We start from the raw sequence: 25,731 nt of genomic DNA on the forward strand, positions 1-25,731 counted from the left end.
ACAGGTTTTTGACGCTTCGGGAAAAATTGTGGCAGACCAGTCTTTCTCAGGATCAGATGCTAAAATTTCCATAGATGTACAGCATCTTCCGAAAGGGACATATATCTACAGGATCGGGAATGCAAGCGCAAAATTCACGAAGAACTAAAGAACTGATAAGAATACAGAAAGGCCGGCAATGTTGCCGGCCTTCATGATGAAAGGATGTCCCATCATCCTTAAATAGACATGGAAGCAAACGTATCAATACTGTTTTTACAGTAATGATGTTTATCCGTTCCGGAAGTACTGGGATTTCTACACTCTGCTCTCTGCATTGTCTTTATAAAGTGGAACTTAGTACCGTTTTTTCATTTATCAGGGAATTTACGTATTTTTGCAGACCTAATTTTAAACCATTTATATTAACCATGAAAAAGCTATTCTTTTCCGCAGCGCTTTTTGCTGTTAGCTTTATGTACGGACAGCTTCCTCTTGAGCATTCATTTGCTAACGAACGCACATTAAAATATTCCACCCCAACGGAAACCTATTATATTTCCAAAACCACTGATAATAAGCTTAAAATTTACAATTCCAATTATTCATTATATAAAACGGTGAACGTCCCGATGCCGGTAAATTATGACAGGCTTTCATTTGCTGCAGATCATGCTCCTTTTGTCATTTCGAAAAACGTTTTTAATAATGACAATAAGTTTGAATTTTTATTAGGAGTTTATCATTCTACCAACACTTTTGCAATCAAACTTCTTTTAATAGATGAAGACGGAAATCTGATCCAGGATTTTCATCCCAATGCCACTGCCACAGGCTATGCTGAAAACTTTGACATTTTCCATGATTCTTTAAACAATGTAAATAAACTGATTGTATACAGTGATACTGTCAGCAGCAGCAATGAATGGATTCCCCAAACGGACATTTACACTTTACCTACCACCGTACTGAGTGCAAAAGAAATCCAGGCAGTCAGTACATTATCGGCTTTTCCCATTCCGGCCAGCACGGTGCTGAACATTACAAATCCCGGAACCGGAGCCGGTAAAGTACAGGTTTTTGACGCTTCGGGAAAAATTGTGGCAGACCAGTCTTTCTCAGGATCAGATCCTAAAATTTCCATAGATGTACAAAACCTTCCGAAAGGGACGTATATCTACAGGATCGGGAATGCAAGCGCAAAATTCACGAAGAACTAAAGAACTGATAAGAATACAGAAAGGCCGGCAATGTTGCCGGCCTTCATTATGAAAATATACTTAATTACTTTTTGATAAACTTGGAAGTGAAGGTATCAGCATCCGTTTTTATGGTAATAACATATACTCCTTTTACAAGCGCTGAGACTTCTACCCGCTGTCCGTCCACATTTCCGGTCTGGGCAAGTCTTCCGTCTGCAGTGTAGATCTTATATTCTGCTTTTGCTTTCAGATTTTTGATTTCGATAAAGGCATCTGCAGGATTCGGATAAATAGAAATTTCAGATTTTGTATCTTTCAGTTCAGCAACTGCAAGATTTCCTGCTGAAATTTTAACTGCAAAATCCTTGAATGAACCCTGAGATATAACGCCGCCTCCGCTTACCGGTACGGAAGGGCTTCCACATGGACCTGTAGCAGTATTGAAGAAGGTATTTGCCACCCTCATTCTTAACTGTTTATCTCCCGAATAAGCAGTTGCAGGAACAGTAAACGTGAACGACCCGGTATATTGACCGGAAGCCGGCGGAACCGTACTTACGGAACCTACTTTTTCAGCAGCTTCAAAAACACCGTTTCTGTTATAGTCGATCCATACTTCCATCTTGTCATTATAGCTTGCCTGGTTACCTACATTAAAATAAGAAAGGGTATATTGGGTTCCTTTTGTCAGGTTAATCAACTTACCGGCATCTTCCGTAAAATCTCTGTAGGTACTGAAGATGGTACTGTAATATAATTCTGAATAGGCAAGATTGGCAAGATTGAGTTGAGCCAGACCGCTATTGTAAGCAAAACTTGCAAAACTGTTCCCGCCAGTGGTCATGAGACAGTAGTCAACCCCTGTTTTCAGTCCTTTTGTCTTGAAGTTATAAGTTGATGAATAATTTCCCGGTACCGTATTCATTACCGCTGCTACCTGCGCTTCATAATTTGATTCGTCTTCAAGATTGGTGAGCAAGACAGAACTGGTGGTACTTGTTACATCAGACCATATGTTCTGGCCTGCTTTTCTGAATCTTATTACATAAGTAGCTCCCGGCATGCTGTTCCATGATAACCGTGCCGAATTTTTCAGAATTTCAGTATTCAGTGCTGCTACGCCTGTTGGGGCAGCTGTGGAAGACGTTGGGGCCGTCCCTATACTAACCTGCGGCGAAACAGCATAAAATATATTGCCGACAGCAGAAATTCTAAGTTTAACATTACCCGTTACTCCCGAAGGCATCTGCACGACATAGCTACCTGTATTAGGTACTGAAGCGGCAAGCTCTGTCCATGATGATCCGTTAACGAGATCTGAAGTATATTCTATTCTTACATTGGATGTATTATAAGGCGCCGTATTGGTATTGGCAACATCCCAGGTTATGGTATTGGCGGCATCGTTGTACAGTACCGTTGAAGGGGTAATTCCTGTGAATTTGAAAGGGCCGTCGTTCCCTACAGTAACAGTGGTCTCAGATGAAATAAGCATTGGTCTTACTGTATTTTCATCTCTTACCGTAACGGCGTACTTAAGGGTTCGCGGGATATAGGAAACGGTCTCCCATCTTGTCTTATCCGTCAGATTTCCGGCCATTACACTTGGAAGGCTCGGGAAATACCTTCTGCCACTTGTTGTTCCGAAATAAGATCTTGCAATAGGCCCCAGTGCATTGTATCCCCATCCGCTGTCTCCTGAAATGGATGAATAAGAATCTACGCTGTCATACTGTTCCCAGGCATATTTAACCGGATCGTTATCGGTTGCCGATGCCTCCAGATAATATGCTGTACCTTTAGGTATACTGTAAGCAGTAAGCGGTGCAATTACAGGCGCGGTATTTTCGGTAATGGTCTGTGAAGTTCCGCAGTTTGGCTTATTGTCCAGGCTGTTCAGTATCTGATTGGTTGAAGAATAATGGAAATAAGCATCGGTATATGCCTGCACATTATCTCCGGTAATCCCTGCATATCCCATAATGGTTGTTCCTCCTCCCGGCTCAACATTTACACCTGAGCCTTCGGAAACATGAGAAAACGTATGGTTTGCACCCAGCTGGTGACCCATTTCATGGGCAACATAATCAATATCAAAAAGATCTCCCGTAGGATTTGTATTCTGAGTAAATGCCGATCCTTTAGCCAGAGAAGTTGAAGTCGCAGGATTTACGCAGGTTGAACCGATGGATCCCGCATTCCCATTACCTCCTGAAGCATTGAATACATGCCCCATGTCATAATTGGCATTGCCTACCTGAGAGGTAAGGGTTTGCTGTAGCTGTAAATTTAAGGCATTGGTATAAGGGTCAGTATTGGGATCGGTAAAAATAAGGTTCGGTAAGTCCTGAACAATCAGTTTGATTCCAAACTCCTTTTCAAAAATACCATTAACACGGGTCATAGTAGCATTCATCTGAATTACCGTGTTGGTTATTCCTCCTGAGGGATCAAACTTTTTGGTATATTCCCCGGTTGTGGATAAAGCCAGTCTGTAGGTTCTGTATTTTGTGATTGCCGGTCTGTTTGTGATCCCTACACTAGAGAGTTTTTTTTTGCCGTTGTCTTCCAGCAGCTTGATATCTTTGATGTTTTTTTCATCAACAGTACATTCAAAGCCATTATCGCTTTCGGTCCTTTTGGTTTTATAAAATACACCGTACGTTTTCTTATCCGCACTGATGGGCTCTATAAACTGGAATACTCCATCCTTGATAATCATAGACTGGATTTCAGTAGGCGATGTACTGAATCTCAGATATTTTGAAGAATCGTCCACTCCTACTCCCACATAAGAGCCTAGCTGGTATCTTTCTGCCATGGCCTTTTCCATAACAGGATTACTGTATACTGCAAATTTTTCTATTTTTCCTTCTGCTGTAGGCAGAGAGATAATTACAGGCTTTGCACCATTTCCTGTTTCCACGGCATCTTTCAGTAGATTTCTCAGTGAAGCCAAATCTACTTTATAAGCATATTTAACGTCAGTCCCTTTTCTAATTTCTGAAACTTTCTGAGCGGATGGTTCCCATCTCTGTGCATAAGCAGAAGTAGTTATCCCCGCTAATGCACAAATCAGTAAAATTCTTTTTTTCATAATATTTTATTATTCTAAATAAATATAAATTTACAGAAGGCAAAATACTAAAAAAATGGCTGACATTTACATAATCAGCCATTTTTAACATAATTTCTTTATTTTCCTAACTTTTTAATTCCCATTTCAAACAGGGCAAAGGAAATCAGGTCTGCGTTTTCACCGATGACCTGTTCAGTTGACCTTCCGGCTCCGTGGCCTGCATTTTTTTCGATCCTCAGTAAGACCGGATGGTTACAGGCCTGTTTTTCCTGCAGTTCGGCGCCGAATTTAAACGAGTGCGCGGGTACTACCCTGTCGTCATGGTCGCTGGTGATGATCATGGTAGAAGGATAGCAGGTTCCGGCCTTCACATTGTGGACCGGAGAATAGGATTTCAGGTATTCGAACATTTCTTTGCTGTCTTCCGCTGTTCCGTAGTCGTATGACCATCCGGCTCCGGCGGTAAATTTATTATACCTCAGCATATCCAGCACCCCAACTCCCGGAAAGGCTACTCTCGCCAGGTCAGGACGCATGGTCATGGTAGCTCCCACCAGGAGACCGCCGTTTGACCGTCCGGAAAGTGCCATATATTCTTTGGATGTGTAGCCCTTACTCTGCAAGTATTCCCCGGCCGCGATAAAATCGTTGAATACATTCTTTTTTTCCATTTTGGTACCGGCATCATGCCACTTCTTACCGTATTCCCCGCCGCCGCGGATATTAGGAACCGCATATATTCCTCCGTTCTCCATCCAGATGGCATTGACTACAGAAAAAGCAGGCTGCAGGCTGATGTTGAAACCGCCGTATGAATACAGGATGGTAGGGTTTTTACCGTCCAGCTTGGTTCCTTTCTTGTAATTGATCATCATCGGGATCTTTGTTCCGTCTTTAGAGGTATAAAATACCTGTTCCGAAACATAATTTTCCGGGTTGAATTTCACCTTTGGCTTCTGGTATACTTCAGACTTTCCGGAATCGGCATTGAATTTATAGGTGGTTCCCGGTGTGATGTAGTTGGTAAATGAAAAGTACAGTTCTTTCTCTTTTTCCTTACCGCCGAATCCAGAAATGTTTCCTTTTCCGGGAAGCGTAATTTCCCTTACCAGCTTTCCGTTTTTATCATATTGCTTTACCTGATCGATGGCATCTACCATATAAGTAGCAAAGAAATATCCGCCGCCGGTAGTGATACCCAATACATGATCCGTCTGCGGGATTACATCTTTCCAGGTCTCCGGTGCCGGATTTTTGATGGTGGTCTTTACCAGGCGCATATTCGGTGCATCCTTATCAGTAAAGATATATAAATCATCGCCCCGGGTATCTACAATATTGACATTGATATCAAAGCCTTCATTGATCCGGATGAAGTCACCGCCGTTTTTCAGATCTTTGATATACAGCTCATTCCCGTTGGTGGCATTGGCTGCAGAAATAATCAGGTAACGCTGGTCTTCGGAAACACCGGCTCCCAGATACCTTCTCGGGGTCTTGTCGCCTCCGAAGATCAGCTGATCCTGGGACTGCTTTGTGCCCAGCTTATGAAAATAGACTTTATGCTTATCGGTCATTCCGGAAAGTACAGTTCCTTCTTTAGGCTTGTCGTAGCTGGAATAATAGAAGCCTTCATCTCCCTTCCATGAGATTCCGCTGAACTTTACATCCACCAGGGTTTCATCAATCTGCTTTTTGGAAACGGCATCGATGATTATAATTTTGTTCCAGTCGCTTCCGCCTTCGGAAATGGAGTATGCTGCCAGGCTTCCTTTTTTGTTGAATGACAGCTGGGAAAGCGAAGTGGTTCCTTTTTCGGAAAACTTATTGGGATCCAGGAATATTTCGGTAGCTTTTGTCTGATTGTTCGTGCGGTAGAGGACAGACTGTGCCTGCAGGCCGTCATTTTTGTAATAATATGTATAATCGCCTTCTTTGAATGGGGCGGAAATTTTTTCATAATTCCAGATTTCCCGCAACTGGTCTTTGATCTGATCTCTGAACGGGATTTTAGCAAGGTAATTCTGGCTATAGGCAACCTCCTCATCCACCCATTTTTTTGTGGCTTGGGAATCATTTTCAAGATCTCTGAACGGATCTGCTACGGCAGTACCGAAATAAGTATCGGTCTGGCTGCCTTTCAATGCTTTCGGATACGTCATTTTCTGTGAATAAAAGTTGGCCGAAAACAATACTCCGGCGGTTAACAATATCGGTCTGAAGTTCATAATGCAACTGTTTTCCCAAAAATAAGGAATCTAAATCAAATGGACAGAATGCTGATGCTCTATTTGGTTGCATCAGCCCCGTGCACTGTTCGATCAGCTTTTTCAAAACTGAAAGCCATCTATCTCCTGATGGCTTTATGCTATATCATGTTTGCTATCAATGCCTGTAACTTCATCTCTCTTTAAATAAAAAACCAGGAACTATTTTATATTTTGGAAATAAAACCTGTTGGCTTCCCAGTATAATTCCTGTGGCCCGCTGTTCCAGTAATAGGTATCGGAACCGTATTTCGCTTGGTAAAGGTTGAATGTCTGTTCTTCTGAAACGGTTTTATCAGCTTTTTTTAAACGGGCGGTAGCATCAATAAGGTATTTCCTCATTTCGCCTTCCCCTATGTTTTTCAGGTCTCCGATATTGATTTCGGAATTTACGGACGGAACCTTAAAGCTTATATCATACCTGATTTCTGTGATCTCCTGGTCTTTCAGCTCGGGATGGCTGATGGACTTTACCGACTTGATCATATATTTTGCATTTCTAAAATTCCCCATCAGGGCACTGAAATATGCCTGGGCTTCCGTACGGCAGCTGGCCGCTACATTAACCGGCAGATTGGAGAGGAAAGTCCGGGTCAGATCCTCGGTTTTTTTCTGATACAGGTCCTCCATTTTTTCAGTATAGGTATTGTTTTTTCCCAAAAAGTTAATCGTATAACTGTTCAGCTCCTTTACAGCAGTATCATCATAATTTATAAAAGAAGTGAAATACAGATTAAATACCTTTTCAGGTGACAGTACATTCTGGGATCTGAAATTTTGGGCACAGAAGATCAGCATTGCCAAAAAGACAATTTTAAGGTTTCTCATATACTTATTTAAACGGTACTAAATAATCCTTTTTATAAAGGACATCTAAATATATGCATTATCCTCAAAATATCTACCACTTTTACGGCAACTTATTGAAAATTTAAAAATAAATACACTGAAAAAGTATAAATATTTGAATCAAAACAATTTATGATCTAACTATTTATAGCTAATTTTTTTTAGAATTTATTTTTACTTCATTTCAGAAGCAATATTCTTGCTACGGGGCTTTATATTATCCGGATAGAACCCCTCATTTGTTCTGAAAACGGGATCCAACAAAAAAATCTCCCTCAAGAGGAGATTTTTTTGTTTTTAAGATGGGAAAAGGGATTACAGGTTTTCTTCCTGCCCTTTCATTTTTTCAGCGTTTTCCGCCATGATGACCGCATCAATCATTTCAGAGATATCACCGTTCATGTAGGCATCAAGGTTGTACATGGATTTGTTGATCCTGTGATCGGTTACCCTTCCCTGCGGATAATTATAGGTCTTGATCTTTGCGGACCGGTCTCCGGTGGAAACCATTGATTTTCTTTGTGCCGCAATATCTCCCTGTACTTTCTGCAGCTCAATATCATAAAGTTTGGTACGCAGCATCTCCATTGCCAGTTCACGGTTGGCCAGCTGGGAACGCGCCTGCTGGCAGACCACTACCAGTCCTGAAGGTTTATGGGTAAGCTGCACTTTGGTTTCTACCTTATTCACGTTCTGTCCTCCGGCTCCTCCCGAACGGGAAGTCTGCATTTCAATATCGGCAGGATTCAGTTCGAAATCCACCTCTTCGGCTTCCGGAAGTACGGCAATGGTGATGGCAGAAGTATGCACCCTGCCCTGGGATTCCGTTTCCGGCACCCGCTGTACCCGGTGAACTCCGGATTCAAATTTCATGATCCCGTAAACCCCTTCGCCTTCCACTTTCATGATGAGTTCTTTATAGCCTTTTGCCGCTTCATTGGAATCGGTGATCTCGTGCCTCCAGCCCTTTGTCTTGAAATACATGAAATACATCCTGTAGACATCTTCCACAAAAATAGCAGCCTCATCGCCTCCGGTTCCGGCCCGAAGTTCTACAATCACGTTTTTGTCATCAGCAGGATCTTTTGGGATCAGGAGTACCTTCAGCTCTTCTTCAAGTCCCGGAAGCTTGGCCTGGGCTTCCAGCTTTTCCTCTTTTGCCATTTCCACCAGGTCCCTGTCTGAACCATCGGCGATAATTTCTTCAGATTCCTCGATATTATCCAAAGCCCCTTTATATTGATCGTAAACCCGTACAATTTTCCCTAAATCGCTGTATTCTTTATTTAAAGAAGAATATTTTTTCTGATCAGAAATCACATCAGGCTGGATAATAAGGTCAGCCACCTCATTATATCTCTGTTTGATCGCTTCTAATTTTGGAATTAATGATTTAGACATAATAAAAATTTAGTTGGCAAAGATACGGATTGCCCAGGAAGAAAAAAAGCTCATTTTCATGAGCTTTTGCAAATATTGATTTGACTTTGAGTTTTATACTGTCCTCCGGAATACCGGATGGCATTACTGAATGATCATTTTCTGGATGGCAATTCCATTATCGGTTTTCAGGTGGACCAGATAGGTTCCTGCAGGGTAGCTAATGCTGAGATCATAGGTTCCGTCCTCATTTTTCAGTCTGAACGAATCCAGCTTTTTACCGCTCATTTCATAAATGGAAATTTCTCCGTTTTTAGCTTTATGGTAAATGAGTTTTGCTTTTCCGTTCTTCACCGGATTGTCTGCTATCTGAAGCGACAACCTTCCGGAAGTATTTTCTTCAGCGGTTGACAATGATCCTGTGTAATTTCCAAAAATCCTGAATTCACCCGGCTGAAGGGTAATCGGCGCTGTAGTGGAAGTAACGGATGAAACAGCATTAGTCATCAGGTTCTGCCATGAGCCCGTGTAAGGGAAATAAGGAACAACATCTTTTGCGGTCGTGCCGTAATTGGCCAGTACCACTACATTTTTCATACCTGAATTCAGCAAACTGTCATAGACATAAATCCGGGTAATCAGTCCGTCCGGATCATTAGTCAGGTTATTCGATTCGATGGTATAGGTTTTTGAATTAAATACCGGATGGGCATTACGGATGCTGATGATCTGTTTCCAGGTATCGTAAACGGCTTTTCTGCTGGCATTGGTATCGTAACCCAGCGTAAAGGCTACCGGCTTTTCATCGGTACGGCATCCGTTGTTGATGCTTCCGTCACCACATCGGTTGATGCTGAATTCATACCCCAGCTCACCGAACTGCCAGATCATTTTAGGACCGGGAATCGTAAAGAAGGTAGCTCCAAAAGTTTTCATCCTGTCCAAGGCTGTATTCAGGTTCTTTACATCATAGCTTCCGTTCACCGCTCCGTAGGCCAGGTTCTTGAACATCAGCCTTTCTTCGTCATGGCTTTCCCCGTATCCTACGCCATACATATTATTAAAGCCGTGAAGCATATGGCTCATTCTGTCGAAATTGCTGTTTTCCTTGTATCCCATGGTATTCTGGTTATAAGGACCATTCTGGTTGTTCCACAGCATAACGCCTTTTCCTTCATTATTTCTGTAATTGGCCCACTGCTGTTCTTCCTGGTCGGTTCCCAGGTGTTCGAAAATCATATACGAATTCGGATCGATAGCCCATTGACGGTCTGCATAATTTTTAAGGATATCTACACGGTCCTGCTGATAGGCATTGGTACAGGTCTGGTCGTTTTCAGTACAGTTCTGGGTAAACCCTTTGGTAAGATCCCAGCGGAAACCGTCTATTTTGTATTCCGTAAGCCATTGCTGAAGGCATCTTTCCACATAATATTTCGTAGCCTGGCTGGTATGGTTAAAATCATTGAATACATTATAAGAGTGTTTCGGAACGGTATTGAAATATGGATTATTGGCAGCTACATCACCATAGCCGTCGCCATCAGGGTCCACATTCCAGAGCCTCACCAACGGGGAGCGGCCCGTGGCATGGTTGAAAGCCACATCCAGGATGACGGCAATCCCGTTCTGATGGCAAATATCTACGAACTCCTTGAATTTTTCAGGTGTTCCGTAGGCTTTATCCAACGCGTAGTGGAAAGAAGTATTGTATCCCCAGGAGAGGTTCCCTTCGAATTCCATGATCGGCATCAGCTCAATAGCATTGATATTCAGCCCTTTCAGATAAGTGATTTTGTTGATGAGGGACTGCCAGTTTTTTTCCTGGGTAAAATCTCTCAGCAGCAGTTCATAGACGATGAGGTTTTCTTTTGCAGGACGCTGGAAATTGGTAACCTGCCAGTTGTATGGCGTCTGTCCTGTCCGGAACATGGAAACTTCAAAGCCTTGTCCGGCCGGGAACTGCGGCAGATTTGGATAGGTAGATGCGGAAATATACTGATCGTCGTAAGACGACAAAATCTGTGGGGAATACGGATCTGCTACTTTTCTCAGGTCATTGGTCCTGTACTGAAAAGTATACACCTGCTGCGGGGTAAGCCCGCTCAGCTCAATCCAGTATACATCCGGATTGGCCGTATCCCTCTTCATCAGGTAGTTGTCATCTACTGTCCAATTGTTGAAGCTTCCGATCACATGAACGAAATTCTTGGCCGGTGCGTACAATGCCAGCCCCACTTTTGTGTTGTCTGTCGGATGATAATTGATTCCCTGTCTGATCCATGTCGGAATTGCTGCGGAAACTACGTTCCTGGGAACCTGAAGCACGAAAGCTGACGTTTTTGAGGAGGACCCCTGGCTTGCCACGAGCTCCATATTTGCATCACCGGTTACGGTGTAAGCATAAGAATATGAAGTAGAAGGTGCAGACGTGGAATGCACCACCGTTCCGTTGGCTTTCAGCTGGAATGTCGCATTCACATTGGTGGTGGCGGTAATGTTGATGGAATTCCCCGAAGGCACGGAAGTCAGGCTGCCGGCTGCCGGATTGGTCATCGTCATATTAAGAACGCCTACATTCACCAGCACGTCAGAAGTCTGATGGGCTCCTGTTTTGTCTTTCAGCAGAAACCCGAACCTTCCGATTCCCGTTCTGCCATAAAATGCGGTGGGAGTAAATGCCAGGGAATAGGTATCCGTTGCCGGATTGTAATTCAGTTTATTGACATCATTGGAATTGTTCCAGGAGCCATTGGTAGGACAATCCTGGCTGTTCTGGTAATTTACGTCCAACGACCAAGACCACAGGTATACCGCGTTATTGGAAATACCCCAGGCGGTTTCGTCGATCTGGCTGCCGGGTACGGTTAGCGTGATCGCATCCGTCTCATTAAAAGGATTCGGATTAATGGTATAGCTGATCTGCCCAAACATCAGAGCAACGGCAAACAGCAGGATACCGGAATAAAGTTTTTTCATAAAATCGAAATTAATTATAAATACTAAAGTACTTCATTTTTTGAGATCTTTTCATTTTTTTATCAAAAAGCAGAAATTTTAACGTCCTGGAAACTATAAGGTAATGAATAGCATAGTATGATCTGCCTTACCGCAATAGAGATTTGCGGATGATAAAAAACCCGGTACAGAACAATGCCTGACCGGATTCCGAATGTAATTTAAATAAACTATTAAAAATCAGTTTTTTAGTGAGCTCAACGAAATGCTATTTCAGAAACATTAGTTCTTCATTATTTTTTCAGACATGATCTGTCCGTTTTTAAGCTTCACTTTTATAATATAAACCCCATTGGATGCGCCCTGCAGATCAATCTGATCACCGGAAAAAGGCACCGGTATTTTCTGGCCAAGACTATTGAAAACACTTACCGATTCTATGGAGGCATCTGCTTTTATATGAACTGCTCCATGGGTAGGATTAGGATAAACCGCAGCAGGCTTTATGATGAGATGATTTTCTGATGTAGAAAGTCCTGTAGCTTCTTTTATACAGCGTACCGATTCTCCCTGCCCTCTCGGAGCGCCCGAACCGGCGTTGGCAATGGTTGAACCGATATACAGGTATTTTCCTCCCGAGTTGGCCGTATCTGAACTCCAGTAGTATCCCCTGGCACCCACATAAGTAAAACCGCCGTTGGTGTTGCTTCGGTAACCGGCAGCAGGCAGCTTCAGGCGGCTGTTGTAAGCAGAGGCCAGATTGTTTATACCTTCCGCAGTAACAGCGATGGCCCAATCATTCTGTGAAGGAAGCTTCCATCCCGGCCCGATTGCCTTGCAGGGATCCACCCCTATTGCTGATGTTACACCGGACACCGAAGCGGCATTCCATCCATCACTGGTTGCATTGGAAGACCACCAGGAAGCAGAACCTGAACCCATGATAAACATGCCCGGTCCGGTAATTCCTTCGGGAGAATTTACCGCAGGCGCTGCGGTAGTTGAGGAACTTCTCAACTGATGGCCGTCATCCCACCTTCCCCATTGAAAAAGATCACCGTAGGATTCTGTATCATCCAAAGAAGCGGCCACGCGGCTGCTCCCCAGATTCTGCTGCAGCCAGATTTTTCCGTCTGCTCCCCTGACGGTAGTATAATAAACCGTCTGGCCGCCGTACATGAATTTTGTACAGCTTACATCTCCCGGATTATTTCCCGGATCGGTGTTGCTGCAGGCCGGGGTCAGCGAAATCCTTTTTACCCTGATCCCGTTCTGGGAATAAGCCAGGACCAGGTAATTCTGTGCCTGGTCTACTGCAAGATCATTGTACGTTGCCTGCCCGTCTGAAATAAAATCTCCGCCAAAGGCCTTCCATGTTTGCGTAGCAGGATCCAGACTGTATACCGTATTGCGCAGAAGATCATCATTTTCCCATCGGCTGGCGACTACATACGGAGTTCCCGATGCCGTTACGGCAATGGCAACATGCTGTACCTTTCCGGAAGAAAAGTTGGCATTTCCCAACGGTACCCAGCCCGTTCCGTTGAATTTTTTTACATTTAACTTCTGGCCGCTTGCGGAGTGGGAAACATAAGCCACATACAGATGGTCCGCTGCATCAATCGCCATATCAGACGTATATTGTTCTCCAGAAGAAGCAGCGTCCACCATACTACCGCCTGTTAATGTCCACTGATCGGAAGGTGTTGCCGAACTTGTATTTTCATAAACTTTTACACTGCCGCTGCCTGCGCTGCAGGTGTACACTTTGTTATTGCTCCCGATCACCATTTCTGCAAAAGCGGCTCCGCCGGAAAATCCTGTATTGCCAACCTGTTCCCAGGCCCCGTTTGCATACCGCCGGACCGTTCCTGAATTCTGACCGGAAAAGGTATACAGCACATTGGAAGCAGAAACGGCTGAAGCATGATAGTTGATGGAAACATCTGCTGCATCGGGCAGCTGGATCCAGGAAGTCCCGTTAAATTTACGGACTTCCATTCCGGCTCCGGGCCAGCCAATCTGATTAGTGTAGTACAGATTTCCCGTATGATCTGCGGATAATGAATTGTATAAGGCTGTGCCATTGGTAATACCTGCATTTCCGCCTGCATAAGACCACGTATTCCCATCGAATACCTGGACAGACCCTTTGCCAACAGAAGTATCATAATAAGAAATAAAATATCTGTTTCTCCTGACAGCCAGATTATTATTGCTCCCTCCTGCTGCTGAAACGATTTCGGAACCGCCTACATTTTCCCATTGCTGGGCAGGTAAATGACTTGTCGCTATGACCATAAAAGCAAATGCTGCTTTGGTTTTATGTACTGAAAAACGTATTTTTCTAAACATCTCTACTGTATTTAATTCTTGATGATTTTTTTGATGATTTTCTGCCCGTTCCTTACTGCAATTTCTACCCAATACATTCCCGGCAAAAGATTTCCCGTATCGAGTTTTCCGTCAGCATACTGTACTTTTATTTCCCGGCCGGACGCGTCGGTAACATGCACATATTCTATTTCATCATCCGCATTCAGATAGAGTACTCCGCGGGTCGGATTCGGATATAGCATGACAGCTGTTTTCCTGAAATCAGAAACCGAAAGTGAAGAGGCTTCCTTTATGCACCGGACCGACATTCCGCCGTTACGGCTGCCGCTGTTGGTGAGAGCGGAATACTGGCTGATGTACAGATGCTGTCCGGAACCAGTATAGGGCGACGGTGAAGAAGACCAGAGATACAGCCGGGTTCCGGGTGAAAAGATGCCGCTGTAGTCCTTCATTCCTGCCGGAACCAGTTTTAAGTTGCTGGCAAATGCAGAGCTGATATCCGAAATATTTTCTGCCGTAAGCACAGCTTCAATCTCATCTACTGCAGGCAGCCTCCAGCCTGTTCCTATAGCCCTGCAGGGATCGGCTCCGTTTGAAACCGTGGCAGAGGCAGGGTTGGTTGCAGTCCATTGGTCATTTACAGTCCCTCCGGACCACCAGTTGGACGGTGAGTTGTAGCCTGCGGAGTAAAATGCAGTATTGCCGCCGCTCAGTCCGGAAGGATTGTTCGGCGACGGAGCGGTCGGTTTCAATACGGAATTGATCAGCTGATGGCCATCATCCCATCTTCCCCACTGGAAAAGATCCCCGTAAGCGCCGGTATCAGTTAATGATGCAGCTGCATTTGTGCTTCCCAGGTTCTGCCTGAGCCAGATCTTTCCGTCTGCGCTTCGTACCGTTGAATACGTTACAGGCTGTCCCTGATACGTAAAAGACACACAACCAAGGCTTCCGGTAGTATTTCCGGGATCCGCACCGGTACAGTTTTGCGCTGCTGCATATTTCGGGACTATAAGCAGTAAAGCCGCCAGCCCTGTTGTACAGATAGAAGTAAATAATGTATTCATCCTTACCTATTATTTTTATTTATTCTAAATTATAATTAATTTTGCGCAAAAGTACCTGAGATTTAAAACCGGGAGTTATCATTTCCGAGTTTTTTGTTATCCTGTATCCACTTTATTTAAAAATGCCGTAAAACTGTTTCTTATGAAGAAAGAATTTCCCAAAGGGTTATTATTCAGATCAGAAGATCTCTGTATCGTATCGCAGGAAAACTTTTTTTCTGAAAATTTTGCAAAATCCGTAATGATTGAAGGAGAGTCGAGCTTCAACCTGCTGTTTCTGCTGAGTTCCGGTGTGCAGATGGAGGCAGAAGATTGCGGAACCCGCTTCCTGTTTAAGAAAAACCAGTATATCCTCCATTATTCGGACCGGGAAAGCAGAGCCGCACTCTGGACAGAACACCGTGAGCAGCTGAACTATTTTCACATCAGGATCAGCTATGATTTTATTTTCCGTCTGATTAGTCCTGCACTGAACAGAGAAAATGCAGATATCCTCGAAGCCATGATCTGCAACCATTATATTTTCCTGCATAAACAAACGCCTCCTTTTATGACCGTAGAGATGCATATCATTCTGAAGGAAATCATCAGTTCCTCTAAAAAAGGGGTCCTGCAGAAACTTTTTGTGGAAGCCAAAGTGATCAAACTCCTGATCCTTATCTTGGAACAGTTCGGCAACAAGAATAGGGCTGCGGAGACGCCGGAGATTCCTTCAAAAATCAAGAAATACATTGACGAAAATTTCCACCGGAATATCAGGGCAGAAGAAATAGGAAAAAATATCGGTATCAACCAGACTACCGTCCGGAAAGCATTTAAAGCCGAATACCAAACGACAGTCAGCGATTATATGGCAGAGCTCAGGATGCTGAAAGCCAGAAAACTTATTGTCGACCAAAAAATTATGATCAAGGAAATCGCTATTGAATGCGGCTACGAATACGTACAGAATTTTACCCGTGCATTCAAGAAAAAGTTCGGGGTTTCTCCGGAGAGATTAAGAAACAGCGGGTAAACAGAAAAACCGCCTATTCAGAATAAGCGGTTCCTATATGTTGTTTTGCTTTGATATTGCTTCCCCGGAATTCAGGTGAGGAAACAATGACAAAATCAATTAATGATGATGTCCGTGGCTGTCATGAACATGGTCATGAATGAAAGGTCCGTGGCCTTTTGGCTCGTTATAGATTACTTCCGCTCCTTCCTGCTCGTATACCATTTTGCTTCTGATGTCTTCAGGGTCAAACGGCTTCACTTTACCGAAATATTCTTTCAGGCCTTCCGTTAACCACAACGGGATCACGAAACCAAAGAACATAAAGATACACCAGAACCCTACCAGGAACATAATGATGAAAAATACAGTCCAGAGGAACTGGTAAAATGGCCAAAATGCTGATAAAATCATTATCATTTCTTAAAGATTTTAGGCAAAAATATGACTTTTTATTTTTTTATACAAAAGATAGCTGTCCTATTTCATTATTTATTTTGATTTTAAACTAACTAATGGGCCAGGTCTGCAAAGAAATCATTCCCTTTATCATCCGAGATAATGAATGCCGGGAAATCCTTCACTTCGATTTTACGTACGGCTTCCATGCCCAGTTCAGGGAAATCCACCACTTCCACGGAAAGGATGTTGTCTTTCGCCAGGATGGCAGCCGGTCCTCCGATAGAGCCTAAATAGAATCCGCCGTATTTTCCGCAGGCGTTGGTAACATCCCTGCTTCTGTTTCCTTTGGCAAGCATGATCATGCTGCCGCCGTGGCTCTGGAATTCATCCACATACACATCCATCCTTCCTGCTGTTGTGGGCCCGAAGCTTCCTGAAGCCATTCCTTCCGGGGTTTTTGCCGGACCCGCATAATAAATCGGGTGATTTTTGAAATATTCAGGCATCGGTTGTCCGCTGTCGATGATTTCCTTGATTTTGGCATGGGCAATATCCCTCGCTACGATTAAGGTGCCGTTCAACTTTAACCGGGTCCTGATCGGGTGGTTAGACAATTCAGCTAAAATTTCAGGCATCGGCCTGTTAAGATCGATTTCCACAGCTTCTTCCAGATGCGGCGGTGTATCCGGTAAAAATCTCTTCGGGTTTTCTTCCAATTGCTCCAGGAAAATCCCGTCTCTGTTGATTTTTCCCTTGATGTTCCGGTCTGCCGAACAGGAAACCCCCATTCCGACAGGGCAGGAAGCAGCATGGCGCGGAAGCCTGATCACTCTTACGTCATGGGTTAGGTATTTCCCTCCGAACTGTGCTCCGATGGCACTTTCCTGGCAGATCTTCTGCACTTTCGCTTCCCACTCCAGGTCCCTGAATGCCTGTCCGGCCTCGTTTCCTTCCGTAGGCAGATGATCATAATATTTTGCCGAAGCTTTTTTCACAGCCGCCAGATTCGCCTCTGCAGAAGTTCCGCCGATAACCAGGGCCAGGTGATAAGGCGGACATGCTGCCGTTCCCAGGTCTGAAATCCGTTCTTTTACAAAAGCTTCCAATGCTTTTTCATTCAGCAAAGACTTTGTCTTCTGGTAAAGAAAGGTTTTATTGGCTGAACCTCCGCCTTTGGTAAGAAACAAGAATTCATAGGAATCGCCTTTCTTGGCATAGATATCAATCTGTGCCGGAAGGTTGGAACCTGAATTTTTCTCATCAAACATCGTCAATGGCACTACCTGGGAATATCTTAAGTTTCTTTTCTGGTAGGTATTATAAATTCCGCGGCTCAGGTATTCCCCATCATCCACGCCGGTATATACATTTTCCCCTTTCTTACCCATTACGATCGCCGTTCCGGTATCCTGGCAGGACGGAAGAGCTCCTTCGGCGGCCACGGCAGCATTCTGCAACAGGTTGTAGGCTACGAAGCGGTCATTATCCGTCGCTTCAGGATCATCAATAATCCTTCTTAAGCTTTCAAGATGCGAAGACCGCAGCATAAAGGAAACGTCTGCCATCGCTTCTTCAGCCAGCATTTCAAGGCCTTTCGGATCAACGGTTACAATTTCCCGGTTGCCCAGGGTTTCCACTTTTACATAGTCTGAAGTAAGCTTTCTGTAGACGGTATCGTCTTTCTGAATCGGATAAGGATCCTGATATCTAAATTCCATTCATTTTTTATTTGGGTGCAAAAATAAAACTTCAGCAAAAAAGCATGAGGAAAATCAGCTGTCTCCACCTATATTTATAATGATTATAAATTGCAGATGTTTCAGGCAATGACTAACTTTAGAAAAACTTTTAAACCACAAAAGTCACAAAAGTTTTTTCTTTTTTTAAGTTTAATAATATAATATTCAGAAGAGCACACAGGTTTTTGAATCTTTGACTTCAATTTTGTGAGCTTTGTAGATTTTTATTATCAGTCTTGAATTCAAACTGAACCTCTTGTGCGTTTTGTGGTTAAATTAAATCTATCATCACAATGAATTACAGAATAGAGAAAGACACCATGGGTGAAGTGCAGGTTCCTGCAGACAAATTCTGGGGCGCCCAGACCGAAAGATCCAGAAACAATTTTAAAATCGGACCGGAAGGTTCCATGCCTCATGAAATCATTGAAGCTTTTGCTTACCTGAAGAAAGCAGCAGCCTTTACCAATACGGATTTAGGCGTCCTTCCTGCTGAAAAGAGGGATCTGATCGCTGATGTCTGTGATGAAATCCTGGCAGGCAAACTGAATGACCAGTTTCCGCTGGTGATCTGGCAGACCGGCTCGGGAACCCAGTCGAATATGAATGTGAACGAAGTGATTTCCAACAGGTCGCATGTAAACGGCGGCGGCATACTGGGAGAAAAAGCGGAAGTCCATCCCAATGATGATGTAAACAAGTCCCAGTCTTCCAACGACACCTATCCTACCGCCATGCACATTGCCGCTTATAAAAAAGTAGTGGAAACCACCCTGCCTGCAGTAGAAAAACTAAAAAATACATTAGCCGAAAAAGCAGCCGCTTTTAAAGATATCGTAAAAATCGGGAGAACCCATCTTATGGATGCCACGCCGTTAACACTGGGACAGGAATTCTCAGGATACGTAGCCCAGCTGAATTACGGAATCAAAGCTTTAAAAAATACACTTCCCCATCTTTCCGAGCTGGCTCTCGGGGGAACTGCCGTAGGGACAGGCCTGAATACGCCGCAGGGTTATGATGTAAAGGTGGCTGACTATATCGCGCAGTTTACCGGACTTCCTTTCGTAACCGCTGAAAATAAATTTGAAGCACTGGCTGCCCATGATGCGATTGTGGAATCTCACGGTGCATTGAAACAGCTGGCGGTTTCTCTGTACAAAATTGCACAGGATATCAGGCTGCTGGCGTCAGGGCCAAGGTCGGGAATCGGGGAAATCTATATCCCGGAAAATGAACCCGGCTCTTCTATCATGCCGGGGAAAGTAAACCCTACCCAGAATGAAGCAATGACCATGGTCTGTGCCCAGGTATTAGGAAACGACACCACGATTTCATTTGCCGGAACCCAGGGAAATTATGAACTGAATGTCTTCAAGCCGGTGATGGCTTATAATTTCCTGCAGTCCGCCCAGCTGATTGCAGATGCCTGTATCTCATTCAATGACCACTGTGCAGCAGGAATCGAACCTAACCATGAAAGAATCAAGGAACTGGTAGACAAGTCCCTGATGCTGGTGACTGCTTTGAATACGCATATCGGTTATGAAAATGCAGCCAAAATTGCCAAAACCGCTCACAAAAACGGAACAACCCTGAAAGAGGAAGCAGTAAACCTCGGGCTTGTAACGGCTGAACAGTTTGACGAATGGGTAAAGCCGGAAGATATGGTGGGAAGCCTTAAATAGTCTATGGATCAGATTTAAATAATTATATTGTGCAAAAGGGCGCCGGAAAAAATATTTTTTCCGGCGTTTTGTTTACTTCGGTAACAGGTTCCGACATATTAATTATTCCGGCTGAAAAACTGGATCGCTTCACGGATATTCTGATCTTCCAGCAGGTTATCAAAATGATCCTGTGCGGCTACCGGTAGGTCAGGCGTAATTCTTTCATAATAAACACCCTCCCTGTCGCCGTCATAAGAATTGGTCAGTGCCATTTCAAAGCCGTATGGTAATTTTACCATTCCGTTTCCGGTCAGATAACCCAGGGTTTTTTCACCGATGAAAACCGTTCCGGGCCTTCCTTTAAAGGCCAACGCCGTTACTTCACCTGAACTTGCCGTAAGGAGGCCTGTAACAACCGCTACTTTCACATGTTCCATAGACACTCCTTTCGGAATAATGGAAAACAGTTTTTCCGAATTCATCTTATAGGCGCCACCGGAAAAGCTGAACTCCGCTACTTTTTTATGGTCAGCATCCAGTGAAGTCCATACCGTATGATCACCCAGAAAACCATACAGGGCTGCCAGCATCGGCCAGGCATGGCCGCCCGTATTGAAACGCAGATCGATGATCCAGCCTTCAGGATGGTACTTCTCCTGGACATCTGCAATCCGGTCATACAGAGGCTGTGCCGTTTTCCGGAGAACATCAGGCCGGCTGCTGGCAACCTGCATTTTCGGCATCAGAATATAACCGTACTTCCCATCCATAAGCTTTACCTCGAAACCCGGGCGCGCATCATATTTTTCTTTCCATTGCAGGCTTATTTTCTCACGCGCCGGAACGTCGGCAGGCAGAGCGTATCTCTTGTCTCCTTTGAAAATGGTACAATGCGTGGCTTTTATTTTACTGAAAAGGACCTGAATCTCATTCAGGGAAGCTTTGAAATTTTCTGATTTTTCAATATTCCGCATAGTTTCCGCTTCTACGGAATTCCAGTCGACTTCATTCTTATGAAGATAGGATTTCCTCATAACAGAAAACAGCTCTCCGTAAAAAAGAGCAATACTGTCACGTGAATTCTTTGCTTTCTGAGCGCCTATTCTGGAAGGCAGCCCGAAAATCAACAGCAAAATGAAGAGGAATCCGTATTTTGAAATCATAAGGTTGAGATAATGAATTGAAGTAAAGTAAGTTAAACAAATCGAATCATAAAAATTTAATTTTTACGGAAATCTGTACGGCTGATATGATAAAGCCCCGGAGCTTTATTCTACGGAGCTTTTTTGCCATGAAGAAATCAGGTTACCATCCAATGGCTACACCGAAAACCAGGGCTTTGTCATTTTCAAAATATTTGTCTTTGAAGAAATTGCTGAAGTCTTTTTTTACAAAAAGGCTGATATTGTCGTAAGAAACAGTGAATTGTGCCCCATAGATAAAAGGGCTGACCTGATAATTGGAGCGGTCCCTGAAACTCTGCGTCCCTCCTTTCACGATATTATTCGTCGCCATTCTGATGCCGCCATACATGTTGGCTCCTACCCTGAATCCATCGGAATAAGGCCTGTACTGAATATCCATCCCGGCATTTTTCAGTTTTGAAAAATTATACTGCAGTCCTACCGGAATCATGATGTATCCTGTTCTCAGTTTACTTTTATCCAGACTTCCGTTGTATGGGGACAGGAAAACCTCAGCATTCTGTTTGGTGAAAACCATATTGTTGTCTGTACGGATCGTTCTCCAGGAAAATCCCAGTCCCGAAATGAACCCCCAGGGGCTGGTCCTGCTGAACTGATAGTTGAATTTCAGCCCGAATTCAAGATTATTGGCATAGCCCAGGTTTCTGTCCAGTTCATTATCCGGTTTGTCATTCGTCAGGGTCATGATACCATAGGAGAAGTAGCCTGAGAAATCTTTGGTGGCCCGGAATTTTTTCACCAGCTTTTCCTTCAGTTCTTCATTGGAAGTCACATCCGTATTCAGAAGGGAATATTTTACCTGCTTCTGGATCACCTGGTCCAGATCAAACCCCAGGCTTTCGATCCGCGCGTCTATTTTCGCAGAATACTTTTCAGCAACCAGGGCTTTCTGCCTGTCAAATTCTGTTTTATCGAGATTCTGAGCCTGCAGTTCAAGCAGTTCAGTTTCCATCAGCTTCTTCTCTTCCTGAATGATGGTATTTATTTTAACGGCGTATTCTTCTACTTTTTCTTTTACAATGGGGCTTACTTCGGTATTTTCTTTGGAACGGAGGTTCAGCTTCAGTGCTTTTTGTGCCTGTAAGGAAGTAACGATAAGGCACAGCATTCCTGTCATGATAAATTTCTTGATCATATTTTTATTTTTTTAAAGTTAAATAGGTTATTTCGTATTGAGATCGATGGTCGCTACATTGCTTCCGCCTTTGGTTTTTTCGATCACGTCCTTATGCTCTACTGAAAAAAGGAGCGTGGAAGGATCTACATATTTCTTTCTTTTCCTGGTCTCTACGGAATCTGCCTGCGCAATGATTCCGGCCGGTACGATGTCTCCAACCGGAGCGGCCGCTACAGAAGAAATTTCTTTCGCTGCAGGAAGGATGCCTTTTTCATCAACCGGATTTCCAGATTCTGTTTCCTGCCTTACGGGAGCTGCTTGCAGGGCTATTTTTTCAATAGATTGTGGCATACTCATGCGGTCATCAGTCAGAGGCTGAGGTAGGGCAGCTGTCTTTTCTTTTATCAGTACTGCAGGAACTGATTCTGTGCCGGCCGTTTGCATTCCGGAAGCTGTTTTATGGTTGAAGAATAGGATCACACCCAATCCGGCCGTCAGGATCAGGCAGGCTGCAAGAAGCAACCGGTTTATGCCGGTTTTTTTTATGCGGCTGTTTCCGGCCTGGGACTGTATCTCAGACCACAGGTCCCGTGAAGGTGCTGTTTCCCGCTCTTCTATCTGCTTTCTGATTTGTTCTGATAAGGTTGGACTATCTTTTTTCATGGAGTAATGTTCTTTGTTGTTGACTGTAAACTTTTCTCAGTTTTTCCTTAGCCCTGAACAGCTGGGTTTTACTCACCGCGACGGAAATATTCAGCAGATCAGCAATTTCCTGGTGGGAATAATCTTCCAGTACGTACAGGTTGAATACCATCCGGTAGTTGTCCGGCAGCTGATTCAGTAATTCCTGGGCGTCAAAATCGGCATCCAGCCGGGGTTCCTCAAATTCTTCAAGATGTTCCGGATGGATATCGTCCAGATAGAAGACCGTTTTATGGCTCCTGATAAAGTTCAGGCATTCATTTACCACAATCCTTCTCGCCCAGCCTTCCAGGCTGCCTTCCCCCCGGAAACTTTCTATGCTTCTGAAAATCTTGCAGAATGCTTTGATTATACAGTCTTCCGCCTGGTATACATCACTGATGTAGCTTCTGCTTACACTCAGGAATTTTTTCACGTTCCTGTCGTAGAAGATCTTTTGTGCTGCCGGATCCTGTTTTTTCAGGCGGTGCGGCAAATCATCATTTTTATTTCCGAACAGAAGCTTCATAGTAATTTGTTTCTAATGGTAAGACAGCAAAAAAACAAAAAGGTTACGGTCTTGGGAAAATATTTTGTATTTTTTTATTTTTCTGATCATGTTATTTCTTAATGATGAAATGCAGACATGAAGATATCCCTGACTGACAGCCTGTAAATAAAAAAGCCGGACAAAAAAGTCCGGCCTGTATCTTTATGTTTTAACTGATCTGATCAGCTCAACTCAGCATGCGCTGCGCTTTTTTTACCCCTTCCACCAGCAGGTCGATTTCATCAAATGTATTGTAAACGGCAAAACTTGCCCTGACCGTCCCGGCAATATTAAAATATTCCATGATCGGCTGCGTACAATGATGGCCGGTCCTGACGGCGATACCCAGTTTATCCAGGATCATGCCCACATCGGAAGCAATCCCGATTCCTTCCAGATTAAAGGACACCACGCCGGTCCTTTTTGCTTTTTCACCATAAATTTTAAGGCCGTCCAGCTCCAGAAGCTTTTTCTGGGTATATTCCAGCAATGCATTCTCATGATGCTGAATGTTTTCGTGGCCGATATTCAGAATAAAATCAGTGGCTGCACCCAGTGCAATATTTCCGCCTACATTCGGCGTTCCCGCTTCGTATTTGAAGGGCAACCCCGCATAGGTTGTTCCTGTAAAAGAGCAGGTAGCAATCATTTCACCACCTCCATGAAAGGGCGGAAGTTCTTCAAGAAGCTCCTGTTTTCCGTATAAGATCCCGGTTCCCATCGGGGCATACATCTTATGGCCCGAGAAGACAAAGAAATCGCAGTCCATTTTCTGAACATCGATTTTAAAATGCGGAGCCGACTGGGCTCCGTCGATCACGATGTAGGCTCCTGAGTTCTTTCTTGTCTTCGAAATAATCTCCTCTGCAGGATTGATGACTCCAAGCGCATTGGAAACCTGGTTGATGGAAACGATTTTTGTTTTTTCACTGATCATCTGATCAAACGCTTCCAGATCAAGTACGCCGTTCTCATCCATCGGGATCACCCTGAGAATCGCTCCTGTTCTTTCGCAGAGCAACTGCCACGGGACAATATTGGAGTGGTGCTCCAGGTAAGAGATAATAATCTCATCGCCTTTGCTTACTTTCTGCGTCAGGATGTAGGAAATAAGATTAAGCCCTTCCGTAGTTCCTCTGGTAAAGATGACTTCAAAATCATGCTTTGCATTGATGAATTTCTGTATTTTTCTTCTGGAAAGCTCCATTTCCTCCGTAGCCAGCTGGCTCAGCGTATGGATTCCCCGGTGAACATTGGCATTAAGTTCCGTATAATACCGGTTCCATACCTCCAATACGGAGTCCGGTTTCTGTGAAGTGGCGGCATTGTCCAGGTACACCAAAGGTTTCCCGTTCACCTGCCTGTCTAATATAGAAAACTGACTTCTGATTTCCTGAATGTCAAACATGTATTGCAATTTTAAATTAATAGGTTCTTATTTAGAACGCTTCAAATTTACGGCTTTTTTTCCGAAAGCGTGAAGGGTGAATGTGAGTATAGATGTAATCTAAAAAGACTAACGGGCCATGGTTTTCGCAGGAACAGCCGGCTGTATCAAAATAAAAGCCTGCCAAGAGACTTGGCAGGCTTTGTATATTACATAAGAAATTCTTATTCTGCTGCTGCAGTTTCATCTGCTGCCGGAGCGGCTCCTTCTTCTGTAGCCACTTCTTCTTCATCTTCATCATCCATAGCTGCACCTCCTTTCATTGCATTTCTAGACATCTTCACAGCAACTACTACTGCATTGTCCGGATGCATGAAAGAGTACCCTTCGGTTTTGATTCCTCCTACATACAGCTTGTTACCGATTCTTAGCGGCGTAACATCTACCACTACCTCATCTGGCAGGTTGGCAGGGATCGCCTTCACTTTAAGTTTTCTGAAAGACTGACGTAAAACACCACCAGCTACAACACCTCTTGAACGACCCGTAATTCTTACAGGAACCTCCATGATCACCGGCTTGTCTTCTGCTAGCTGATAGAAATCAGCGTGAAGAATTTTGTCTGTAATCGGGTGGAACTGAATATCCTGAAGAACAGCCGGAATAGTCTGACCGTCCACCTCAATAGATACCGTGTGTGCTTCAGGAGTATATACCAAACCTTTGAATGCTCTCTCTTCTGCAGAGAAGTTCAATGGCTCACCACCTCCGTAAACAACACAAGGAACTAATTCAGCATCACGTAAAGCTTTTGTAGACTTTTTGCCCACGCTTTCTCTTTTTGTACCTTGAATTGTAATAGATTTCA

Annotated in this window: 19 protein-coding genes; 4 read left to right on the forward strand and 15 right to left on the reverse strand. The window is 43.9% G+C overall.

From position 1 onward, the window contains the following. Together QZ735_RS19550 and QZ735_RS16470 are read left to right on the forward strand one after the other, a co-directional pair. Positions 1-148: T9SS type A sorting domain-containing protein (locus QZ735_RS19550; RefSeq protein ID WP_367117857.1), on the forward strand; the 148-nt coding region annotated here is incomplete at its 5' end. Positions 149-410: 262 nt separating this feature from the next. Further along, positions 411-1,199, forward strand: coding sequence for a T9SS type A sorting domain-containing protein (locus QZ735_RS16470; protein ID WP_294250691.1), 789 nt, complete (start codon positions 411-413; stop codon positions 1,197-1,199). Between the two features lie 64 nt (positions 1,200-1,263). On the opposite strand, the gene QZ735_RS16475 is transcribed toward QZ735_RS16470, so the two are convergent. The 7 genes from QZ735_RS16475 to QZ735_RS16505 all read right to left on the reverse strand — a co-directional run bounded on the left by QZ735_RS16475 (position 1,264) and on the right by QZ735_RS16505 (position 15,118). Continuing rightward, a complete protein-coding gene (locus tag QZ735_RS16475; protein WP_294250693.1) occupies positions 1,264-4,278 on the reverse strand; it encodes a reprolysin-like metallopeptidase in 3,015 nt (1,004 codons plus the stop codon). Positions 4,279-4,376: 98 nt separating this feature from the next. After that, a complete protein-coding gene (locus tag QZ735_RS16480; RefSeq protein WP_294250733.1) occupies positions 4,377-6,422 on the reverse strand; it encodes a prolyl oligopeptidase family serine peptidase in 2,046 nt (681 codons plus the stop codon). A 267-nt stretch (positions 6,423-6,689) separates the two neighbouring features. Then, entirely contained in the window at positions 6,690-7,355 is a 666-nt protein-coding gene (locus tag QZ735_RS16485; RefSeq protein WP_294250695.1) for a hypothetical protein, read from the reverse strand. A 336-nt stretch (positions 7,356-7,691) separates the two neighbouring features. Then, the gene (gene prfA, locus QZ735_RS16490; protein ID WP_294250698.1) at positions 7,692-8,777 is read right to left on the reverse strand and encodes a peptide chain release factor 1; all 1,086 of its coding nucleotides are present in this window, start codon (positions 8,775-8,777) and stop codon (positions 7,692-7,694) included. 123 nt (positions 8,778-8,900) lie between these two features. Beyond that, a complete protein-coding gene (locus QZ735_RS16495) occupies positions 8,901-11,735 on the reverse strand; it encodes an alpha-amylase family glycosyl hydrolase (protein WP_294250700.1) in 2,835 nt (944 codons plus the stop codon). 261 nt (positions 11,736-11,996) lie between these two features. Next, positions 11,997-14,069 carry a T9SS type A sorting domain-containing protein gene (locus QZ735_RS16500; protein ID WP_294250702.1) on the reverse strand — a complete coding sequence of 691 codons (2,073 nt, stop codon included), beginning with the start codon at positions 14,067-14,069 and terminating at the stop codon, positions 11,997-11,999. Positions 14,070-14,080: 11 nt separating this feature from the next. Next, positions 14,081-15,118 (reverse strand): T9SS type A sorting domain-containing protein, encoded by a 1,038-nt coding sequence (locus tag QZ735_RS16505; RefSeq protein WP_294250705.1) that lies wholly within the window; start codon positions 15,116-15,118, stop codon positions 14,081-14,083. A 142-nt stretch (positions 15,119-15,260) separates the two neighbouring features. Here QZ735_RS16505 and QZ735_RS16510 point away from each other — a divergent pair, with 142 nt between their 5' ends. Continuing rightward, positions 15,261-16,133: an AraC family transcriptional regulator gene (locus QZ735_RS16510; RefSeq protein ID WP_294250708.1), complete on the forward strand. Its 873-nt coding sequence runs from the start codon at positions 15,261-15,263 to the stop codon at positions 16,131-16,133. A gap of 99 nt (positions 16,134-16,232) precedes the next feature. Here the strand turns inward: QZ735_RS16510 and QZ735_RS16515 are convergent, their stop codons facing one another. Both QZ735_RS16515 and QZ735_RS16520 read right to left on the reverse strand, forming a co-directional pair. After that, the gene (locus tag QZ735_RS16515; RefSeq protein ID WP_294250736.1) at positions 16,233-16,526 is read right to left on the reverse strand and encodes a hypothetical protein; all 294 of its coding nucleotides are present in this window, start codon (positions 16,524-16,526) and stop codon (positions 16,233-16,235) included. 98 nt (positions 16,527-16,624) lie between these two features. Further along, positions 16,625-18,232 (reverse strand): fumarate hydratase, encoded by a 1,608-nt coding sequence (locus QZ735_RS16520; protein WP_294250711.1) that lies wholly within the window; start codon positions 18,230-18,232, stop codon positions 16,625-16,627. Positions 18,233-18,546: 314 nt separating this feature from the next. Here QZ735_RS16520 and fumC point away from each other — a divergent pair, with 314 nt between their 5' ends. Then, positions 18,547-19,941 (forward strand): class II fumarate hydratase, encoded by a 1,395-nt coding sequence (gene fumC / locus QZ735_RS16525; RefSeq protein ID WP_294250714.1) that lies wholly within the window; start codon positions 18,547-18,549, stop codon positions 19,939-19,941. A 98-nt stretch (positions 19,942-20,039) separates the two neighbouring features. Here the strand turns inward: fumC and QZ735_RS16530 are convergent, their stop codons facing one another. From QZ735_RS16530 to QZ735_RS16555, 6 genes are all read right to left on the reverse strand, one after another. After that, complete coding sequence (locus QZ735_RS16530) at positions 20,040-21,086, reverse strand: S41 family peptidase (protein WP_294250717.1); 1,047 nt, start codon at positions 21,084-21,086, stop codon at positions 20,040-20,042. 142 nt (positions 21,087-21,228) lie between these two features. Further along, positions 21,229-22,263, reverse strand: coding sequence for a porin family protein (locus tag QZ735_RS16535; RefSeq protein ID WP_294250719.1), 1,035 nt, complete (start codon positions 22,261-22,263; stop codon positions 21,229-21,231). 27 nt (positions 22,264-22,290) lie between these two features. Next, complete coding sequence (locus QZ735_RS16540; RefSeq protein WP_294250723.1) at positions 22,291-22,908, reverse strand: hypothetical protein; 618 nt, start codon at positions 22,906-22,908, stop codon at positions 22,291-22,293. Then, positions 22,895-23,455: an RNA polymerase sigma factor gene (locus QZ735_RS16545; protein ID WP_294250724.1), complete on the reverse strand. Its 561-nt coding sequence runs from the start codon at positions 23,453-23,455 to the stop codon at positions 22,895-22,897. Before QZ735_RS16545 ends, QZ735_RS16540 begins: the two co-directional genes overlap by 14 nt. 208 nt (positions 23,456-23,663) lie before the next feature. After that, on the reverse strand, positions 23,664-24,884 hold the full coding sequence (locus QZ735_RS16550; RefSeq protein ID WP_294250726.1) for an aminotransferase class V-fold PLP-dependent enzyme: 1,221 nt from the start codon (positions 24,882-24,884) through the stop codon (positions 23,664-23,666). A 203-nt stretch (positions 24,885-25,087) separates the two neighbouring features. Further along, positions 25,088-25,731, reverse strand: a 644-nt coding sequence (locus QZ735_RS16555) for a 50S ribosomal protein L25/general stress protein Ctc (protein ID WP_294250729.1), incomplete at its 5' end; no start/stop codon positions are given.

The organism is uncultured Chryseobacterium sp. (genome assembly GCF_913776365.1).
In the GTDB taxonomy this organism is placed as follows: Bacteria; Bacteroidota; Bacteroidia; order Flavobacteriales; family Weeksellaceae; genus Chryseobacterium.

Bases quoted from the DNA above. Each gene is read 5' to 3' on its own strand.
- QZ735_RS16470 (WP_294250691.1), top strand. From the start codon at position 411: ATGAAAAAGCTATTCTTTTCCGCAGCGCTTTTTGCTGTTAGCTTTATG.
- QZ735_RS16475 (WP_294250693.1), bottom strand. From the start codon at position 4,278: ATGAAAAAAAGAATTTTACTGATTTGTGCATTAGCGGGGATAACTACT.
- QZ735_RS16480 (WP_294250733.1), bottom strand. From the start codon at position 6,422: ATGACGTATCCGAAAGCATTGAAAGGCAGCCAGACCGATACTTATTTC.
- QZ735_RS16485 (WP_294250695.1), bottom strand. From the start codon at position 7,355: ATGAGAAACCTTAAAATTGTCTTTTTGGCAATGCTGATCTTCTGTGCC.
- prfA (WP_294250698.1), bottom strand. From the start codon at position 8,777: ATGTCTAAATCATTAATTCCAAAATTAGAAGCGATCAAACAGAGATAT.
- QZ735_RS16495 (WP_294250700.1), bottom strand. From the start codon at position 11,735: ATGAAAAAACTTTATTCCGGTATCCTGCTGTTTGCCGTTGCTCTGATG.
- QZ735_RS16500 (WP_294250702.1), bottom strand. From the start codon at position 14,069: ATGTTTAGAAAAATACGTTTTTCAGTACATAAAACCAAAGCAGCATTT.
- QZ735_RS16505 (WP_294250705.1), bottom strand. From the start codon at position 15,118: ATGAATACATTATTTACTTCTATCTGTACAACAGGGCTGGCGGCTTTA.
- QZ735_RS16510 (WP_294250708.1), top strand. From the start codon at position 15,261: ATGAAGAAAGAATTTCCCAAAGGGTTATTATTCAGATCAGAAGATCTC.
- QZ735_RS16515 (WP_294250736.1), bottom strand. From the start codon at position 16,526: ATGATTTTATCAGCATTTTGGCCATTTTACCAGTTCCTCTGGACTGTA.
- QZ735_RS16520 (WP_294250711.1), bottom strand. From the start codon at position 18,232: ATGGAATTTAGATATCAGGATCCTTATCCGATTCAGAAAGACGATACC.
- fumC (WP_294250714.1), top strand. From the start codon at position 18,547: ATGAATTACAGAATAGAGAAAGACACCATGGGTGAAGTGCAGGTTCCT.
- QZ735_RS16530 (WP_294250717.1), bottom strand. From the start codon at position 21,086: ATGATTTCAAAATACGGATTCCTCTTCATTTTGCTGTTGATTTTCGGG.
- QZ735_RS16535 (WP_294250719.1), bottom strand. From the start codon at position 22,263: ATGATCAAGAAATTTATCATGACAGGAATGCTGTGCCTTATCGTTACT.
- QZ735_RS16540 (WP_294250723.1), bottom strand. From the start codon at position 22,908: ATGAAAAAAGATAGTCCAACCTTATCAGAACAAATCAGAAAGCAGATA.
- QZ735_RS16545 (WP_294250724.1), bottom strand. From the start codon at position 23,455: ATGAAGCTTCTGTTCGGAAATAAAAATGATGATTTGCCGCACCGCCTG.
- QZ735_RS16550 (WP_294250726.1), bottom strand. From the start codon at position 24,884: ATGTTTGACATTCAGGAAATCAGAAGTCAGTTTTCTATATTAGACAGG.